At 59.8% G+C, this 15,864-nt stretch carries 14 protein-coding genes and 1 pseudogene; 7 read left to right on the forward strand and 8 right to left on the reverse strand.

Annotated elements, in window-relative coordinates:
• Positions 1 to 39: 39 nt before the first annotated feature.
• Complete coding sequence (locus AC1MEW_RS04125; protein ID WP_003176915.1) at positions 40 to 819, reverse strand: exodeoxyribonuclease III; 780 nt, start codon at positions 817 to 819, stop codon at positions 40 to 42.
• An 82-nt stretch (positions 820 to 901) separates the two neighbouring features.
• On the opposite strand from AC1MEW_RS04125, the gene pyrE reads away from it, so the two are divergent.
• Positions 902 to 1,546 carry an orotate phosphoribosyltransferase gene (pyrE, locus tag AC1MEW_RS04130; RefSeq protein ID WP_201198933.1) on the forward strand — a complete coding sequence of 215 codons (645 nt, stop codon included), beginning with the start codon at positions 902 to 904 and terminating at the stop codon, positions 1,544 to 1,546.
• Positions 1,547 to 1,716: 170 nt separating this feature from the next.
• Here the strand turns inward: pyrE and argB are convergent, their stop codons facing one another.
• From argB to coaBC, 4 genes and pseudogenes are all read right to left on the reverse strand, one after another.
• The gene (gene argB, locus AC1MEW_RS04135) at positions 1,717 to 2,622 is read right to left on the reverse strand and encodes an acetylglutamate kinase (RefSeq protein WP_123403785.1); all 906 of its coding nucleotides are present in this window, start codon (positions 2,620 to 2,622) and stop codon (positions 1,717 to 1,719) included.
• Positions 2,623 to 2,646: 24 nt separating this feature from the next.
• A pseudogene (locus tag AC1MEW_RS04140) lies at positions 2,647 to 4,023 on the reverse strand (phosphomannomutase/phosphoglucomutase); the annotation flags it as partial.
• A gap of 366 nt (positions 4,024 to 4,389) precedes the next feature.
• Complete coding sequence (dut, locus tag AC1MEW_RS04145; protein ID WP_134420907.1) at positions 4,390 to 4,845, reverse strand: dUTP diphosphatase; 456 nt, start codon at positions 4,843 to 4,845, stop codon at positions 4,390 to 4,392.
• 5 nt (positions 4,846 to 4,850) lie between these two features.
• Complete coding sequence (coaBC, locus tag AC1MEW_RS04150; RefSeq protein WP_201205063.1) at positions 4,851 to 6,059, reverse strand: bifunctional phosphopantothenoylcysteine decarboxylase/phosphopantothenate--cysteine ligase CoaBC; 1,209 nt, start codon at positions 6,057 to 6,059, stop codon at positions 4,851 to 4,853.
• 135 nt (positions 6,060 to 6,194) lie between these two features.
• On the opposite strand from coaBC, the gene radC reads away from it, so the two are divergent.
• Positions 6,195 to 6,869, forward strand: coding sequence for a RadC family protein (gene radC / locus AC1MEW_RS04155; protein WP_201198927.1), 675 nt, complete (start codon positions 6,195 to 6,197; stop codon positions 6,867 to 6,869).
• Between the two features lie 143 nt (positions 6,870 to 7,012).
• Here radC and AC1MEW_RS04160 read toward each other — a convergent pair whose 3' ends face one another.
• Positions 7,013 to 8,599 carry an ABC transporter substrate-binding protein gene (locus AC1MEW_RS04160; protein ID WP_480425485.1) on the reverse strand — a complete coding sequence of 529 codons (1,587 nt, stop codon included), beginning with the start codon at positions 8,597 to 8,599 and terminating at the stop codon, positions 7,013 to 7,015.
• A 446-nt stretch (positions 8,600 to 9,045) separates the two neighbouring features.
• Between AC1MEW_RS04160 and rpmB the strand changes: the two genes are divergently transcribed.
• Together rpmB and rpmG are read left to right on the forward strand one after the other, a co-directional pair.
• Positions 9,046 to 9,279, forward strand: a complete 234-nt coding sequence (rpmB, locus tag AC1MEW_RS04165) for a 50S ribosomal protein L28 (RefSeq protein WP_007894701.1) — start codon at positions 9,046 to 9,048, stop codon at positions 9,277 to 9,279.
• Positions 9,280 to 9,290: 11 nt separating this feature from the next.
• Positions 9,291 to 9,446: a 50S ribosomal protein L33 gene (gene rpmG / locus AC1MEW_RS04170; RefSeq protein WP_007894709.1), complete on the forward strand. Its 156-nt coding sequence runs from the start codon at positions 9,291 to 9,293 to the stop codon at positions 9,444 to 9,446.
• 189 nt (positions 9,447 to 9,635) lie between these two features.
• On the opposite strand, the gene AC1MEW_RS04175 is transcribed toward rpmG, so the two are convergent.
• A complete protein-coding gene (locus AC1MEW_RS04175; protein ID WP_123403799.1) occupies positions 9,636 to 9,998 on the reverse strand; it encodes a cupin domain-containing protein in 363 nt (120 codons plus the stop codon).
• 236 nt (positions 9,999 to 10,234) lie between these two features.
• On the opposite strand from AC1MEW_RS04175, the gene AC1MEW_RS04180 reads away from it, so the two are divergent.
• Positions 10,235 to 11,728, forward strand: coding sequence for an aldehyde dehydrogenase (locus tag AC1MEW_RS04180; protein ID WP_201198921.1), 1,494 nt, complete (start codon positions 10,235 to 10,237; stop codon positions 11,726 to 11,728).
• Between the two features lie 188 nt (positions 11,729 to 11,916).
• Positions 11,917 to 13,062 (forward strand): MFS transporter, encoded by a 1,146-nt coding sequence (locus AC1MEW_RS04185; RefSeq protein ID WP_201198919.1) that lies wholly within the window; start codon positions 11,917 to 11,919, stop codon positions 13,060 to 13,062.
• Between the two features lie 187 nt (positions 13,063 to 13,249).
• Here the strand turns inward: AC1MEW_RS04185 and AC1MEW_RS04190 are convergent, their stop codons facing one another.
• Positions 13,250 to 14,818, reverse strand: coding sequence for a phospholipase D family protein (locus tag AC1MEW_RS04190; RefSeq protein WP_201255317.1), 1,569 nt, complete (start codon positions 14,816 to 14,818; stop codon positions 13,250 to 13,252).
• A gap of 281 nt (positions 14,819 to 15,099) precedes the next feature.
• On the opposite strand from AC1MEW_RS04190, the gene AC1MEW_RS04195 reads away from it, so the two are divergent.
• Positions 15,100 to 15,750, forward strand: a complete 651-nt coding sequence (locus AC1MEW_RS04195; protein WP_322269960.1) for a DUF1120 domain-containing protein — start codon at positions 15,100 to 15,102, stop codon at positions 15,748 to 15,750.
• Positions 15,751 to 15,864: the final 114 nt, after the last annotated feature.

The raw sequence follows: 15,864 nt of genomic DNA on the forward strand, positions 1-15,864 counted from the left end.
TCTTGCGATACGGGCATTTTTTTAGCTGCGAAACGACGCTTAGATGGTCAGCGTCCAGTCGTAATCCACGATCAGCGGTGCGTGCTGCGAGAACCGTGGCTGACGTGGCAGGCGTGCGCTGCGTACAAAGCGGCGCAGGCCCGGGGTCAGCAACTGGTAGTCGAAACGCCAGCCCAGGTTGAGCATCTCAGCCTGTTCGTTGTCCGGCCACCAGCTGTACTGGTCGCCTTCACGGCTGACTTCGCGCAGGGCATCGACATAACCCATGTTGCCGACAATCTCGTCCATCCAGGCACGTTCAGGTGCCAGGAAGCCCGGAGATTGCTGGCTGTCGCGCCAGTTCTTGATATCCAGCTTCTGTTGCGCCACGTACAGCGAGCCACAATAAATGTACTCGCGACGTTTGCGTCGCTGTTTATCCAGATAACGGGCGAAATCGTCCATTAGCTTGAACTTCTGGTTCAAGTCTTCATCGCCATTCTGCCCCGAAGGGAGCAGCAAGGTCGCGATGCTGACCTTATCGAAATCGGCTTGCAGGTAGCGCCCGTAGCGGTCGGCCGTCTCGAAGCCGAGACCGCTGATGACAGCCTTCGGTTGCAACCGCGAATACAAAGCCACGCCACCTTGGGCGGGTACTTCGGCATCGCAGGCATAAAGGAAGTAGCCATCCAGTTGGAAAGCTGGATCGTCCAGTTCAAAGGCGGAGGCGCGGGTGTCCTGCAGGCAGATGACGTCGGCATTCTGTGCTTGCAGCCAACTGAGCAAACCTCGCTCCACTGCAGCCTGAATACCATTGACGTTCACACTGATGATCCGCATAAATGGCCCCAAAAATCGCGTGCGTGTATGATACACGGCGTCAACCTAATTAGCTAAATCCGTGGTATTTGGGGTTTTTTTCATGCAAGCGTATCAGCGCGATTTCATTCGTTTTGCCATCGATCGCGGCGTTTTGCGCTTCGGTGAGTTCACCCTGAAGTCCGGACGTACCAGTCCTTACTTCTTCAATGCCGGCCTGTTCAACACCGGTTCGGCCTTGGCGCAGCTGGGTCGTTTCTACGCGGCAGCCATTGTCGAGAGCGGCATTCCCTTCGACGTTCTGTTTGGCCCGGCGTACAAAGGCATCCCGTTGGCGGCGACTACCGCGGTGGCATTGGCCGAACATCACGGCCGTGACCTGCCATGGTGCTTCAACCGCAAGGAAGCCAAGGCCCACGGCGAAGGCGGCAGCCTGGTCGGCGCCCCATTGGCCGGCGACGTGCTGATCATCGACGACGTGATCACCGCTGGCACCGCGATCCGCGAAGTGATGCAGATCATCGCTTCCCAGGACGGTGCCAAGGCCGCCGGCGTGCTGATCGCGCTGAACCGTCAGGAGCGAGGCAACGGCGAGTTGTCGGCTATCCAGGAAGTGGAGCGTGACTTCGGCATTCCGGTGATCAGCATTGTTTCGCTGAACCAGGTCCTGCAGTTCCTGGCGGATGATCCGCAGCTCAAGCAGCATTTGCCGGCGGTTGAAGCCTACCGAGCCCAGTTTGGCGTGTAACACCGACCTGTGTAGGAGCGAGGCTTGCCCGCGAAGAGGCCGTCACATTCGACATCTTCGTTGACTGATACACCGCTTTCGCGGGCAAGCCTCGCTCCCACAAGGGATCGCAGGCAAAAAAAGACCCCGCTCAGCCAGGCTGAGCGGGGTCTTTTTGTATGCGCTATCGCTTACGGACGCTTGCGATTGCTGATCAAAGTACCCACACCCGTATCGGTGAAGATCTCCAGCAGAATCGCATTCGGCACCCGGCCGTCAATGATCAGCGAGCTGCCCACGCCGCCCTGTACTGCTTCCAGCGCGCAACGAATCTTCGGCAGCATGCCGCCGTAGATCGTGCCGTCGGCGATCAAGTCATCGACTTGCTGGGTGGTCAGGCCGGTCAGGACCGTGCCTTGCTTGTCCATCAGGCCCGCGATGTTGGTCAGCAGCATCAGCTTTTCAGCTTTCAGCGCTTCGGCCACTTTACCGGCCACCAGATCAGCGTTGATGTTGTACGACTCGCCGTTGGCGCCGACGCCGATTGGCGCGATCACCGGGATGAAATCGCCTTTGACCAGCAGGTTCAGCAGGTCGGTGTTGATCCCGACCACTTCGCCCACCTGGCCGATATCGATGATTTCCGGCTGGGTCATCTCCGGCGTCTGACGGGTCACGGTGAGCTTTTTCGCACGAATCAGCTCGGCGTCTTTACCGGTCAGGCCGATGGCGCTGCCGCCATGACGGTTGATCAGGTTGACGATGTCCTTGTTCACCTGGCCGCCGAGGACCATTTCCACCACGTCCATGGTCTGCGCGTCAGTCACGCGCATGCCATCGATGAAGTGGCTCTCGATCGACAGACGCTTGAGCAAATCGCCGATTTGCGGGCCGCCGCCGTGAACCACTACCGGGTTGATGCCCACGGCTTTCATCAGCACGATGTCGCGGGCGAAGCCGGTTTTCAGCTCCTCGCTTTCCATCGCGTTGCCGCCGTATTTGATCACCAGCGTCTTGCCGACATAGCGGCGAATGTAAGGCAGCGCTTCGGACAGGACCTTGGCGGTGTTGGCGGCGGCTTCGCGTTCGAGGGTCATTCAGGGCTCCGGTGCATCAAAAAATCAGAACGGTAGTTGGAGATCAGGGGCAACACGTTTCAGTTGGGCGTGGAACACGTCCTTGATGCGCTGCAATTCAGCCTCGTCATCGGCCTCGAAGCGCAGCACCAGCACCGGCGTGGTGTTGGATGCGCGCACCAGGCCCCAGCCTTTGGCGTAGTCGACTCGCACGCCGTCAATGGTGGTCAGGTTGGCGCCTTCGCCCCACTTCGCGTCGTGCAATGCATCAATGATGCTGAATTTGCTCTCTTCGGTCACATGGATATTGATTTCAGGCGTAGAAATATCGTTCGGGAAGGTCGCAAACAGCTCCTCCGCGGTGGATTTTTCCTTGCTGAGGATCTCCAGCAGCCGCGCGGCGCTGTAAATGCCATCGTCGAAACCGAACCAGCGCTCCTTGAAGAAGATATGCCCGCTCATTTCGCCGGCCAACAGGGCGCCGGTTTGTTTCATTTTCTTTTTGATCAACGAGTGACCGGTCTTCCACATTAGCGGACGACCGCCGTATTCCTTGATCAGCGGGGTCAGGCGGCGGGTGCATTTGACGTCGAAGATGATTTCCGCGTCCGGGTTGCGTGCCAGTACGTCGCGGGCGAACAACATCAACAGGCGGTCGGGGAAGACGATGCTGCCGGTGTTGGTCACCACGCCGACGCGGTCGCCGTCGCCGTCGAAGGCCAGGCCGATGTCAGCGTTGGTTTCCTTGACCTTGGCGATCAGGTCGACCAGGTTTTCAGGCTTGCCCGGATCCGGGTGGTGGTTCGGGAAGTTGCCGTCGACCTCGCAGAACAGCGGGATCACTTCGCAATTCAGCGCTTCGATCAGCTGCGGGGCGATCACGCCGGCCGCGCCGTTACCGCAATCGACCACCACTTTGAGGCGGCGGGCGAGTTTGATGTCCTGGACGATCTCAGTGTTGTAGCGATCGAGGATCTCGACCTTGGTGATGCTGCCCTTGCCGCTGCTCAGGTTGTTGGTCTTGAGGCGTTCGTGCAGGGCCTGGATTTGTTCGTTGGCCAAAGTATCGCCAGCGATAACGATCTTGAAACCGTTGTAGTTCGACGGGTTGTGGCTGCCGGTGAGCATGACGCCGGATTTGCCGGCCAGTACGTTGGTGGCGTAATACAGGGCTGGCGTTGGCACCAGGCCGACGTCGCTGACGTGGCAACCGCTGTCGGCCAGGCCTTGAATCAGGCGTTCGACCAGCTCGGGGCCGGAGAGGCGGCCGTCGCGGCCAACGGAAACGTTTGGTTCGTCCTGGGCCAGGCTCTGCGCGCCGATAGCGCGGCCGAGCCAGTAAGCGGTTTCAGCGTTCAAGAATTCCGGGACGGTGCCGCGAATGTCGTAGGCGCGGAAGATACTGTCGGGGAACTTCGGTGCGACTTGGGCTGGGCTGCTCATCTGTGGGAATGCTCCATTTCGAAAGTGGCTGGACCTGCCTGTGAACTACGGGTCGACAGGCTCAAACTGAAGGGTATGACGGCGTTTTCCACAGAGAGTTCGTGGTGTGTAAAGGCCATGCCACCGTCTTCAGCAAGCATTTGGCCGGCCAAAACCTTGATTTGCAGTGATAAACCTTTCAGATGACGTCTGTGCAATTTCCAGCATACAGAGCATCTGTGGCGAGGGAGCTTGCTCCCGCTTGAGTGCGCAGCACTCACAAAATCGGTAATGACTTACAAAGTTTTTGGGGCCGCTTCGCAGCCCAGCGCGAGCAAGCTCGCTCGCCACAGGATCACCTGTGAATCAATGGCTGCCCGAGTGACCAAAACCACCAGCGCCACGCTCGGTCTCAACGAACTCTTCGACCATCTCGAAGTGCGCTTGAACCACAGGAACCAACACCAACTGAGCCAGACGCTCACCGACCACCATGTTGAAGTCGGTCTGGCCACGGTTCCAGCACGAAACCATCAGCGGACCCTGGTAATCGGAGTCGATCAGGCCGACCAGGTTGCCTAGCACGATGCCGTGCTTATGGCCCAGGCCGGAGCGCGGCAGAATCAGCGCCGCCAGGCCTGGATCGCCGATGTAGACGGACAGGCCGGTCGGGATCAGCAGGGTTTCGCCCGGCTTGATCACGGTGTCTTTTTCCAGCATGGCGCGCAGGTCGAGGCCGGCGGAGCCTGGGGTGGCGTACTGCGGCAGCGGGAAGTCGGTGCCGATGCGGGGGTCGAGGATCTTGGCTTGCAAAGCGTGCATGTAAATTAAACCTGGTTCAGACGGTCGGCGATAAAAGTGATCAGCTGGCGAGCAATCTTGCTCTTGCTGGTCTGGGCGAAAAGTGTGGCGTGCAATTCACGATCGATCACGCTGCAGGCGTTTTCTTCGCTGTTGAAGCCAATACTCGGGTTGGCGACGTCATTGGCGACGATCAAATCGAGGTTCTTGTCTTTCAACTTGCGCGCAGCGTAATCGAGCAGGTGTTCGGTTTCGGCGGCGAAACCGACACTGAACGGACGGTCGGGGCGCGTGGCGATGGTGGCCAGGATGTCTGGGTTACGCACCATCTGTAGCAACAAGCCGTCGCCGTTCGTAGGGTCTTTCTTGAGTTTCTGTGGGGCGACGACTTCCGGGCGGTAGTCCGCGACCGCTGCCGAAGCAATGAACAGGTCGCAAGGGATCGCGGCTTCACAGGCGGCGAGCATGTCGCGGGCGCTGACCACATCGATGCGGGTGACGCGATCCGGGGTCGGCAGGTGCACCGGGCCGGTGATCAGCGTTACGCGGGCGCCGGCTTCCACTGCGGCTTCGGCCAGGGCAAAGCCCATTTTGCCGGAGCTGTGGTTGGTGATGTAGCGCACCGGGTCGATGTTTTCCTGGGTCGGGCCGGCGGTAATCAGTACGTGTTTGCCGGTCAGTGCCTGACGCTGGAAGCAGTCTGCCGCGCACTGGGCGAGGTCGGTGGCTTCGAGCATGCGGCCCATGCCGACGTCGCCGCAGGCCTGGCTGCCGGAGGCTGGACCAAAGGACTTGAAGCCACGGCTTTCGAGCAATTGCAGGTTGGCTTGGGTCGCCGGGTCGCGCCACATGGCCTGGTTCATCGCCGGTGCAACGGCGACCACGGCGTCGGTGGCCAGCACCAAGGTGGTCAGCAGGTCATTGGCAATGCCTTGGGCCAAGCGGGCGATCAAGTCTGCGGTGGCAGGGGCGATCAGCACCAGGTCGGCCCATTTGGCCAGCTCGATGTGGCCCATGGCGGCTTCGGCCGCCGGGTCCAGCAGATCGAGGTGGACCGGGTGCCCGGACAAGGCCTGCATGGTCAGCGGGGTAATGAACTCGCTGCCGCCACGGGTCATGACCACGCGCACTTCGGCGCCCTGATCGATCAGGCGGCGAACCAGGTCGGCGCTCTTGTAGGCAGCAATACCGCCACCGACGCCCAGAACGATGCGTTTCCGATACAGCCGCTGCATAGGTCTGCCTTTCATTTCGTTGATGACTGCATGGCGAAACCCCCTCCCCAGGGATGAATTCGCCCGCAAAAAAGATGGGCTACGATATCACAGCGACCGCTACGGAACAGCGGCGCCCACAGACATGGAGGTGCTATGAGCATTCGCGATTGGCCGGCAGCAGAGCGGCCGCGAGAGAAGCTTCTTGAACAAGGTTCGGCGAGTCTTTCTGATGCTGAGCTGCTGGCAATCTTTCTACGGACCGGCGTGTCCGGCAAAAGCGCGGTAGACCTGGCGCGACACCTGTTGAGTCAATTCGGCAGTCTGCGCACTTTACTGGAGGCCGATCTACGGGCCTTCAGCAGCCAATTGGGCTTGGGTCCGGCAAAGTTCGCCCAGTTGCAGGCGGTGCTGGAGATGGCCCGGCGGCATCTGGCCGAGCGATTACGCCGGGATTCGGTGCTGGAGAGTCCTTTGGCGGTACGCGACTACCTCAAGGCCATGCTGCGCCATGAGCCCCACGAGGTGTTCGGTTGTCTGTTTCTGGATTCCAAGCACCGGGTACTGGCGTTTGAAGCGCTGTTTCGTGGCTCCATCGACAGCACCAGTGTTTATCCGCGGCAGGTGGTCAAGCGCGCCCTGGCTCACAACGCCGCGGCGCTGATCCTGTGCCACAACCACCCATCGGGCAACACCGACCCCAGTCAGGCCGACCGAATGCTGACCAAGCGCCTGCAAGAGGCATTGGAGCTGGTCGATGTGCGGGTACTCGACCATTTCATCATCGGCGACGGTGATCCGCTGTCGATGGCTGAGTATGGGTGGATGTAGCGGGGTGTAAGGCGCTGGGAGCGAGCTTTTGTGGCGAGGGAGCTTGCTCCCGCTGGGCTGCGTACCGGCCCCAAAGATCTTGTGAGCGCTGCGCACTCAAGCGGGAGCAAGCTCCCTCGCCACAAAAGCCGCTCCCATGGTTTCTACTTGATGCTGACCTTCGAATAGTCCTGCCGACCAAACGGGCTTACCGAGTAACCCTGCACATCTTTGCGCGTCAACGCGAACGCCGTCGGGTGCGCCAGCGGCAGCCACAGTGCCTGCTGCTGGATCTGCGCCTGGGCCTGTTCGTAGAGCTTGGTGCGCACGCCTTGCTCGCTGGTGGTCTTGCCAGCGCTGATCAGCTTGTCCAGGTCCTGGTTGCAGTAACGGGCGAAGTTGGTGCCGGACTTGACCGCGGCGCAGGAAAACTGCGGCGTGAGGAAGTTGTCCGGGTCGCCGTTGTCGCCGGCCCAGCCCATGAACAGCAGGTCATGCTCGCCGGCCTTGGCGCGACGGATCAGTTCGCCCCATTCGATCACCCGGATTTCAGCTTGAATGCCGATTTCCGCCAAGTCGGATTGCAGCAGTTGCGCGCCGAGGCTCGGGTTGGGGTTCAGCAAACTGCCGGAAGGGCGAGTCCAGATGGTGGTCTGAAAACCATCCTTCAACCCGGCTTTGGCCATCAATGCCTTGGCTTTTTCGACGTCATGCGGATAGCCCGGCAAGCCTTTGGCATAACTCCAGGTGTTCGGCGGGTAAGGGCCGTTCGCCGCTTCAGCTGTGTCTTCGAACACGGCCTTGATGTAGTTGGCCTTGTCGAAGGCGAGGTTGATCGCTTGGCGGACTTCGGGCTTGTCCAACGGCGGATGCTGACTGTTGATGCCGACGAATGCGGTCATGAAGGCGTCAGTCTTTTCCACTTTCAGCGCTGGTTCTTGCCGCGCGGCCACCACATCCAGAGGCTTGGGCGACAGGGCGATCTGGCACTCGTTGCGGCGCAATTTCTGCAAGCGCACGTTGGCGTCCGGGGTAATCGCGAAGATCAACGGGTCCACCGACGGCTTGCCGCCGAAGTAGTCGCGGTTGGCCTTGTAGCGAATCGCCACGTCTTTCTGGAAGCGCGTAAAGATGAACGGGCCACTGCCGATCGGCTGGCTGTTGAGCTGCTCCGGGGTGCCGGCCTTCATCAACTGGTCGGCGTATTCGGCCGAATAGATCGACGCGAAGCCCATGCTCAGGGTCGCAAGGAATGTCGAGTCCGGGTGATCGAGGGTGAAGCGCACGGTCAGCGGGTCGAGGGCGTCGATCTTTTTGATCAGCGCCGGCAGTTGCATCGACTGGGCGTGTGGGAAGCCGCTTTGGGCGACTTTGTGCCACGGGTTGGCCGGGTCGAGCATGCGGTCGAAGCTGAACTTCACGTCTTCGGCGCTCAAGTCGCGAGTCGGGCTGAAGTACTCGGTTTTGTGGAATTTTACCTGCGGATGCAATTTGAAGACGTAGCTCAGGCCGTCGGGCGTGACTTCCCAGCTATCCGCTAGGCTGGCGACCACTTTGCCGCTGGCTGTATCGAAGTTCACCAAAGTGTTCATCAGCACATCGGCCGAGGCATTGGTGGTAGTCAGCGAGTTGTATTGCACCACGTCGAACCCTTCGGGGCTGGCCTCGGTGCAGATGGTGAGGGCGGCGGCGTGGGCCAGCGGGCTCAGCAGCAGGGGGGCAAGCAAGAGGGGGAGTGCAGCGAGGCGCATGGTCGGATTCCTTTACAGATCGAAGGCCCATCTGCAAGTGCAGTCTGGAAAAGGCCTACCCTAGTGGGCTCTTTTGCAAATGACTATCCCCTTTTTCATTTTGGGGGGACTATAGGCGCCAGTTTTGGTTGTGCGGTGGATGAGGAAACCTTCGAATTGGCGTGTTGGCCGATGCTCTGCGACGAGCGGTCACCATCGACGATAGCCTTTGTCCAAGGCGCTCGTGGCCAGGAAAATGGGCTTTTTGTGAATTCATCGCACACTGAATGTTGTTGCTCTGAGGTCTTTCTGGTATAAAGCAGCGCTCTTTTCTAGGGGCCCGGTTCCTTCACTGTAGGTGTAGCCGGTAAGACCTCTAAAGAAACGCGGCGCCTGGCGCCAAATGACTGAGAGATTAAGCGGCCAACCCATGCCGGGTTGGGCATGTGGTTTTAGAGGGCTGAGGCATGTCGAGAGTATGTCAAGTTACCGGTAAGGGTCCGGTGACTGGGAATAACATTTCCCACGCAAACAACAAAACCCGTCGTCGTTTCCTGCCGAACCTGCAGCATCACCGCTTCTGGGTTGAAGAAGAGAAACGTTTCGTGCGTCTGCGCGTATCTGCCAAAGGCATGCGTATTATCGACAAGCGTGGCATCACTGTCGTGCTGGCCGAAATCCGCAAAGCCGGCAAGATCTAAGGGAGCTAATCATGCGTGAATTGATTCGTTTGATTTCGAGCGCCGGTACTGGTCACTTCTACACTACCGACAAAAACAAGCGTACTACTCCGGACAAAATCGAGATCAAGAAATTTGATCCGGTTGTTCGTAAGCACGTGATCTACAAGGAAGGCAAAATCAAGTAATTGATTTTTCCGACTTATGAAAAAGGCCCGTATCGCGAGATACGGGCCTTTTTTGTTGCCTGTGGGTTATGCGTTGCCTGTCAGGCCCTCATCGCGAGCAAGCTCGCTCCCACAGGTTTTATGATCGACGCAAATCTCCTGTGGGAGCGAGCTTGCTCGCGATGAGGCCGGCCCAGACAACAAAAATCTTTAGGCCTTCTGTTCAAACACCACATAAATCTTGCGGCACGCCTCCAGCACTTCCCACGTACCCCGGAAGCCCGCCGGAATGACAAAGCGATCACCCACCCGTAGCGTTTTGCTGTTGCCATCGTTATCGCGCAGCACCGACACGCCCTGAACAATCTCGCAGTATTCATGCTCGGTGTAATTCACCAGCCACTGGCCAATTTCGCCTTCCCACACGCCGGCGCTCATCTGGCCGCACGGGCTGTTGTAGTGGTTGTACACCGCTTGCTCTGGGTCGCCCTTGAGGACTTTTGCCGGGTCTGGCCGATAGCGATCAGGCTGCGTGGTGGCTTGGCTGAAGTCGACGACATCCTGGATATTCATTGTTGTAATTCCCCGTGATTGCGGCGCGATGGCTGAAAAGACCCAAAGTCTATGTTTATTAAAATGAACACTGCAAGGCCGTTTGCCGACCTTGTGTCAAATATATTGATACAACCCCGGCCACTGGTTTAGGGTGGCAGGTGCCTTGGGCCGATAGCAGGCTGGCCGGGCAGAATTCCTGACAGCACCCGCGAAGAACGCGGGGCACTCGTATTCAACAAGAGGAGGACACTCGTATGACCACCCTGACTCGTGCCGACTGGGAACAACGGGCTCGCGATCTGAAGATCGAAGGCCGCGCCTATATCAATGGCGAATACACCGATGCCGTCTCCAGTGAGACCTTCGAGTGCATCAGCCCGGTCGATGGCCGTCTGCTGGGCAAGATCGCCAGCTGTGACGCCGCCGATGCCCAGCGCGCTGTGGAAAACGCCCGCGCCACCTTCAATTCCGGCGCGTGGTCGCGCCTGGCGCCGACCAAACGCAAAGCCACCATGATCCGTTTCGCCGGCCTGCTGAAACAGCACGCCGAAGAGCTGGCCCTGCTTGAAACCCTGGACATGGGCAAGCCGATCAGCGATTCCCTGTACATCGACGTTCCCGGCGCGGCGCAAGCCTTGAGCTGGAGCGGTGAAGCCATCGACAAGATCTACGACGAAGTCGCCGCTACCCCGCACGATCAGTTGGGTCTGGTGACCCGTGAGCCGGTGGGTGTGGTCGCAGCCATCGTGCCGTGGAACTTCCCGTTGATGATGGCCTGCTGGAAACTCGGCCCGGCGCTGTCCACCGGTAACTCGGTGGTCCTCAAGCCGTCTGAAAAATCGCCGCTGACCGCCATCCGCATCGCCGCACTGGCGGTTGAAGCCGGTATCCCGAAAGGCGTGCTGAACGTCCTGCCAGGTTATGGCCACACCGTCGGCAAGGCCCTGGCCCTGCACAACGACGTGGACACCCTGGTGTTCACCGGTTCGACCAAGATCGCCAAGCAACTGCTGATCTACTCCGGCGAATCGAACATGAAACGCGTCTGGCTCGAAGCCGGCGGCAAGAGCCCGAACATCGTGTTCGCCGATGCCCCAGACCTGCAAGCCGCCGCTGAGTCGGCTGCCGGCGCCATCGCCTTCAACCAGGGCGAAGTCTGCACCGCCGGTTCGCGTCTGCTGGTCGAGCGTTCGATCAAGGACACCTTCCTGCCGCTGGTGATCGCAGCGTTGAAAACCTGGAAGCCGGGCAACCCGCTGGACCCGGCGACCAACGTTGGCGCTCTGGTGGACACCCAGCAGATGAACACCGTGTTGTCCTACATTGAATCCGGTCACACCGACGGCGCCAAACTGGTGGCTGGCGGCAAGCGCATTCTTCAGGAAACCGGTGGCACCTACGTTGAGCCGACGATTTTCGACGGCGTGAGCAACGCGATGAAAATCGCCCAGGAAGAAATCTTTGGCCCGGTGTTGTCGGTCATTGCTTTCGACACCGCCGAGGAAGCTATCCAGATCGCCAACGACACGCCATACGGCTTGGCCGCTGCGGTGTGGACCAAAGACATTTCCAAGGCTCACCTGACCGCCAAGGCACTGCGCGCTGGTAGCGTTTGGGTCAACCAGTACGACGGCGGCGACATGACTGCACCGTTCGGTGGTTTCAAGCAGTCGGGCAACGGTCGCGACAAGTCGCTGCACGCGTTCGACAAATACACCGAACTGAAGGCGACCTGGATCAAGTTGTAAGCCAGTGACGGAGCCCGGTAGTCAATCGGGCTCCTGATCGACGCAGATCCCTTGTGGGAGCGGGCTTGCTCGCGAAGGCGCCGTAACAGCCAACGATGATGTTGGATGTGATGGCCTCTTCGCGAGCAAGCCCGCTCCCACATTTGCTTTGTGTTGCCAGAATAATAATATCCACAGGAGTGTGGAACATGCGTTGGGCGACTTATTTCGCCGTGTTGGCGTCTGTCTTGAGTGTCGGGCTGGCCCTGGGTGTCAGCATGCCGCTGGTGTCGTTTCGCCTGGAAAACTGGGGCTACGGTTCGTTCGCGATTGGTGTGATGGCGGCCATGCCAGCCATCGGTGTGCTGCTGGGGGCGAAGATCTCCAGCCACCTGGCGGCGCGTTTCGGTACGGCCAACCTGATGCGTCTGTGCCTGTGGGCCGGGGCGGTGTCCATCGGTTTGCTGGCGCTGCTACCGAGTTATCCGATCTGGCTGGTGTTGCGGTTGATGATCGGGGTGATCCTGACCCTCGTCTTCATCCTCGGCGAAAGCTGGATCAACCAACTGGTGGTCGAGAAATGGCGCGGGCGACTGGTGGCGCTGTATGGCAGCAGCTATGCGTTGAGCCAACTGGGCGGGCCGTTGCTGTTGGGCGCGCTGGGCACCGAGCAGGATTACGGTTTTTGGGTCGGCGTCGGTTTACTGCTGACGGCACCGTTGCTGTTGCTGGGCCGTAGCGGCGCACCGAGCAGCGAAGCCAGCAGCGTGACCTTCGGCGATTTGCTGAATTTCTGCCGGGGCTTGCCGGCGATTGCCTGGGCGGTGTCGCTGTTCGCCGCGTTCGAAGCGATGATCCTGACGTTGTTGCCAGTGTATTGCCTGCGACAGGGCTTCACCGCAGAGATCGCCTTGGCGATGGTCAGCACCGTGGTGGTCGGCGATGCCTTGCTGCAACTGCCCATCGGTGCGCTGGCGGATCGACTGTCCCGGCGGACGTTGTTCACCGGGTGCGCCGTGGTCCTGCTGCTGTCGAGCCTGGCGATTCCGCTGCTGATCGATACGTTGTTGATCTGGCCGCTGTGGGTGCTGTTCGGTGCGAGTGCCGGTGGTTTGTTTACCTTGTCGCTGATCCTGATCGGCGAGCGCTATCGCGATGATGCGCTGGTGCGGGCCAATGCCCACATTGCGCAGCTATGGGGGATTGGCTGCCTGATCGGGCCATTGGCGGCCGGGGCCGGCAGTCAGTGGATCAGCGGGCATGCGTTGCCGTTGCTGATGGCGGTCGGGGCGTTGGGGTTGGTGATTTTGCTGATGCGCCAAGGCGCGTTTGGCGCGGTGGCCGAACCCGCCTGAAAACCTGTGGGAGCGGGCTTGTGTGGCGAGGGGGCTTGTCGGAACGCCGCATCGCCCCGTTCGGCTGCGCAGCAGTCGTAAAACCATTCACCGCGATTTTTCTGGCGGATGATGTCGCCAGTTTGGGGGCCGCTTCGCAGCCCAACGGGGGCAAGCCCCCTCGCCACAATGGATTGAAGCCTACTGGTTACAACATCCGTTCCAGGCCCACGGTAGTGCTCATCCACGCATTGAACCGTCGCCACCAATTCCCCGGTTCCTTGGTCAATGTGTGCAGTTTGCCGTTGTCTTCGGTGACCCAGACGAGCTGGCCGTTTTCCAGTTTTACCTCATAACTCAGCGGCGGCGCCATGCCTTGCACGGCCAGTTCACGCAAGCGCGCGGCCAGCTCCGGGCTGTCCACCAGCACGCCGACTTCGGTGTTCCAGAGCACCGAACGCGGATCGAAGTTAAATGAGCCGATGAAGGATTTTTGCTGGTCGAAGATCATCGCCTTGCTGTGCAGGCTCGAATCCGAGCCCTGATAGGCCGAGCGCCGGAACAGATGCGGACTACTGCCACCACCGGCGCCGGGCTGGCGCCGCAGTTCGAACAGCTTCACGCCGTGCTCCAGCAACGCCTTGCGATACGGCGCATAACCGCCGTGCACCGCCGGTACATCGGTGGCTTCCAGCGAGTTGGTCAGCAAACTCACCGAGACCCCGGCATCGGCGCGGCCGGTCAGGTACACCAGCCCCGGTTGGCCAGGCACAAAGTAGGCGGAAATCATGATCAGCTCTTTGCTGACGCCGTTGAGCTCAGGTGCCAACTGCGTGGTCAGCAATAACCGCGGGTCGGGTTCGCCCTTGGCCAGCACCTTGCTCGGTGCATCCCACAGTGCCTGGTTCCAGGCCCAGATCAGCTCCTGGCGCCAGATGTCCATGCGCGGATGCCTGGTATAGGTCATCAGTTGCCGATACAGCGCGTGATTCTGTTTGCGGGTCTCCTCCAGGGATTCTTCCAGGCGCGTACGGGTGTTTTGCAGGTCCTTGGCCGTCGGTTTGCTTGAGAGAAATTCGTCGATCGGCTTGCTCAGGGCGCTGTTCCAATACTGGTCGAAACTGTGGCCGAGCTGCTCAGCCACCGGCCCGACGCTGAGCATGTCGATGTCGGTGAAATTCAGGTTGGGCTCGGCATCGAAATACTCATCGCCCAGATTGCGTCCGCCGACGATGGCCGCGCTGTTGTCCGCTAGCCACAGCTTGTTGTGCATGCGCCGGTGTTGCAGCGACAGGTTGAACAACCGGCCCATGTTTCGCGTCACGCCGGTACTGCGGCCCAGTTGCAGCGGGTTGAACAGACGGATCTGAATCTGCGGGTGTGCCGCCAGGGTTGCAATGATTTGGTCCAGACCATCGCTGGTGGTGTCATCGAGCAGGATCCGCACCCGCACGCCGCGATCTGCAGCCTGGAGCAATTCCTCCACCAGCATGCGGGTGCTGATGCCGTCGTGGACGATGTAGTACTGCAAATCGAGGCTGGTCTGTGCGTTGCGGATCAACTCGGCGCGAGCCATGAAGGCTTCGGTGCTGTTGGAAAGCAGGCGGAAGCCCGATTGCCCTTGATGGGGCGCGGCCAGGGCCTGGATTGAGCGACCGAAGGCCGAGTTGCCCGCCGGCAATGCCTGGCTGGGCTCACGCGAGACGTCGAGGCTTGCACAGCCATTGAGCAGCAAGGCGAGTAACAGAACGAAGGGTAGGGTCGGACTGACTCTCAAATCGGATCGTCTCGGGTTTGGGTAACGGCCGAAGTATGGCACGGCCAGAGAATTCGTCGTGTTCAAGAGAAATGGTTGGGGTAGATCGTCAGATTCCTCCCGATGAACCTGAAGAGGCTACAGCATCTGCTGAAAATTCCGATCTGTAACGCCTCGTCGTCCTACATAAAAGTCCTACAAAAAACGGAATGATCGCCAGGCATTTGGAGTGGAAGAAAAGAGTGATCTTTCCTTGCGCGGCATCTGCATCAATGTCCCAACCATTTCACAGGTAAGTGATGATGAAAAAGTTCTATTTGAGCAGCGTCCTGGCTGTTGCGTTGACCCCCTTTGCCGCTCAGGCAAACAGCGTTGACCTGACGGTCACCGGTACGGTTGTCCCGACCTCGTGTATTCCTGCCTTTGCCGGCGGCAACAATGTTGACCTGGGTCGTATCCTCTCCGGCAACCTGAGCCCGAGCGCACAAAACAACTTGCCGCCTCGGGATATCACTCTGAAAATCGCGTGCGATGCACCGGCTGCGGTGGAAATTGCGGTCACCGATAACCGTGGCGCCACCAAGGTACCGGGTCTGACCTTTAACGGTCGCACCAACGATGACCTTTACTATGGCCTGGGCAGCACCCAAGGCGTAGGGATTGGTGGCTTCGGTCTGTTGGTCGGTCAACCGTTGACCGATGGCGTCTCGCAAACGTTCCTGGTGCGCTCGCCGGCCAACCCGGTATGGCGTGTCCCGGTCAGTGGGTTGGTATCCAACGCGCCGATCTCCTACTCCTGGGGGCCGAGCGCAGCGACCGGTCCAGCGGCTGCACGCTTGCACACCTTCCCGATGAAAGTGGCAGCGTCGATTCGACCTACCGCTGACCTGCCGCCGACCACCGACGAGTTCAAACTCGACGGCTCGGTTACGTTCGATGTGTTCTACCTCTGAGCCGTCGCACTCGCTGCGTTATTAAGCTCTGACCCTGACCAATTGACGGGGTTCGCCTGGCGCGAACCAGGGCATTTGTTCGCCTGAAAAAAACCGCCGTGGTCAGGTTTTACT

It is taken from the genome of Pseudomonas sp. ASL4, from assembly GCF_056680395.1.

Coding starts and splice junctions, on each gene's coding strand:
- AC1MEW_RS04160 (WP_480425485.1), bottom strand. CDS start 8,599: ATGCGCCTCGCTGCACTCCCCCTCTTGCTTGCCCCCCTGCTGCTGAGC.
- dut (WP_134420907.1), bottom strand. CDS start 4,845: ATGCACGCTTTGCAAGCCAAGATCCTCGACCCCCGCATCGGCACCGAC.
- AC1MEW_RS04125 (WP_003176915.1), bottom strand. CDS start 819: ATGCGGATCATCAGTGTGAACGTCAATGGTATTCAGGCTGCAGTGGAG.
- pyrE (WP_201198933.1), top strand. CDS start 902: ATGCAAGCGTATCAGCGCGATTTCATTCGTTTTGCCATCGATCGCGGC.
- argB (WP_123403785.1), bottom strand. CDS start 2,622: ATGACCCTCGAACGCGAAGCCGCCGCCAACACCGCCAAGGTCCTGTCC.
- AC1MEW_RS04180 (WP_201198921.1), top strand. CDS start 10,235: ATGACCACCCTGACTCGTGCCGACTGGGAACAACGGGCTCGCGATCTG.
- AC1MEW_RS04175 (WP_123403799.1), bottom strand. CDS start 9,998: ATGAATATCCAGGATGTCGTCGACTTCAGCCAAGCCACCACGCAGCCT.
- rpmB (WP_007894701.1), top strand. CDS start 9,046: ATGTCGAGAGTATGTCAAGTTACCGGTAAGGGTCCGGTGACTGGGAAT.
- AC1MEW_RS04195 (WP_322269960.1), top strand. CDS start 15,100: ATGAAAAAGTTCTATTTGAGCAGCGTCCTGGCTGTTGCGTTGACCCCC.
- rpmG (WP_007894709.1), top strand. CDS start 9,291: ATGCGTGAATTGATTCGTTTGATTTCGAGCGCCGGTACTGGTCACTTC.
- radC (WP_201198927.1), top strand. CDS start 6,195: ATGAGCATTCGCGATTGGCCGGCAGCAGAGCGGCCGCGAGAGAAGCTT.
- AC1MEW_RS04185 (WP_201198919.1), top strand. CDS start 11,917: ATGCGTTGGGCGACTTATTTCGCCGTGTTGGCGTCTGTCTTGAGTGTC.
- coaBC (WP_201205063.1), bottom strand. CDS start 6,059: ATGCAGCGGCTGTATCGGAAACGCATCGTTCTGGGCGTCGGTGGCGGT.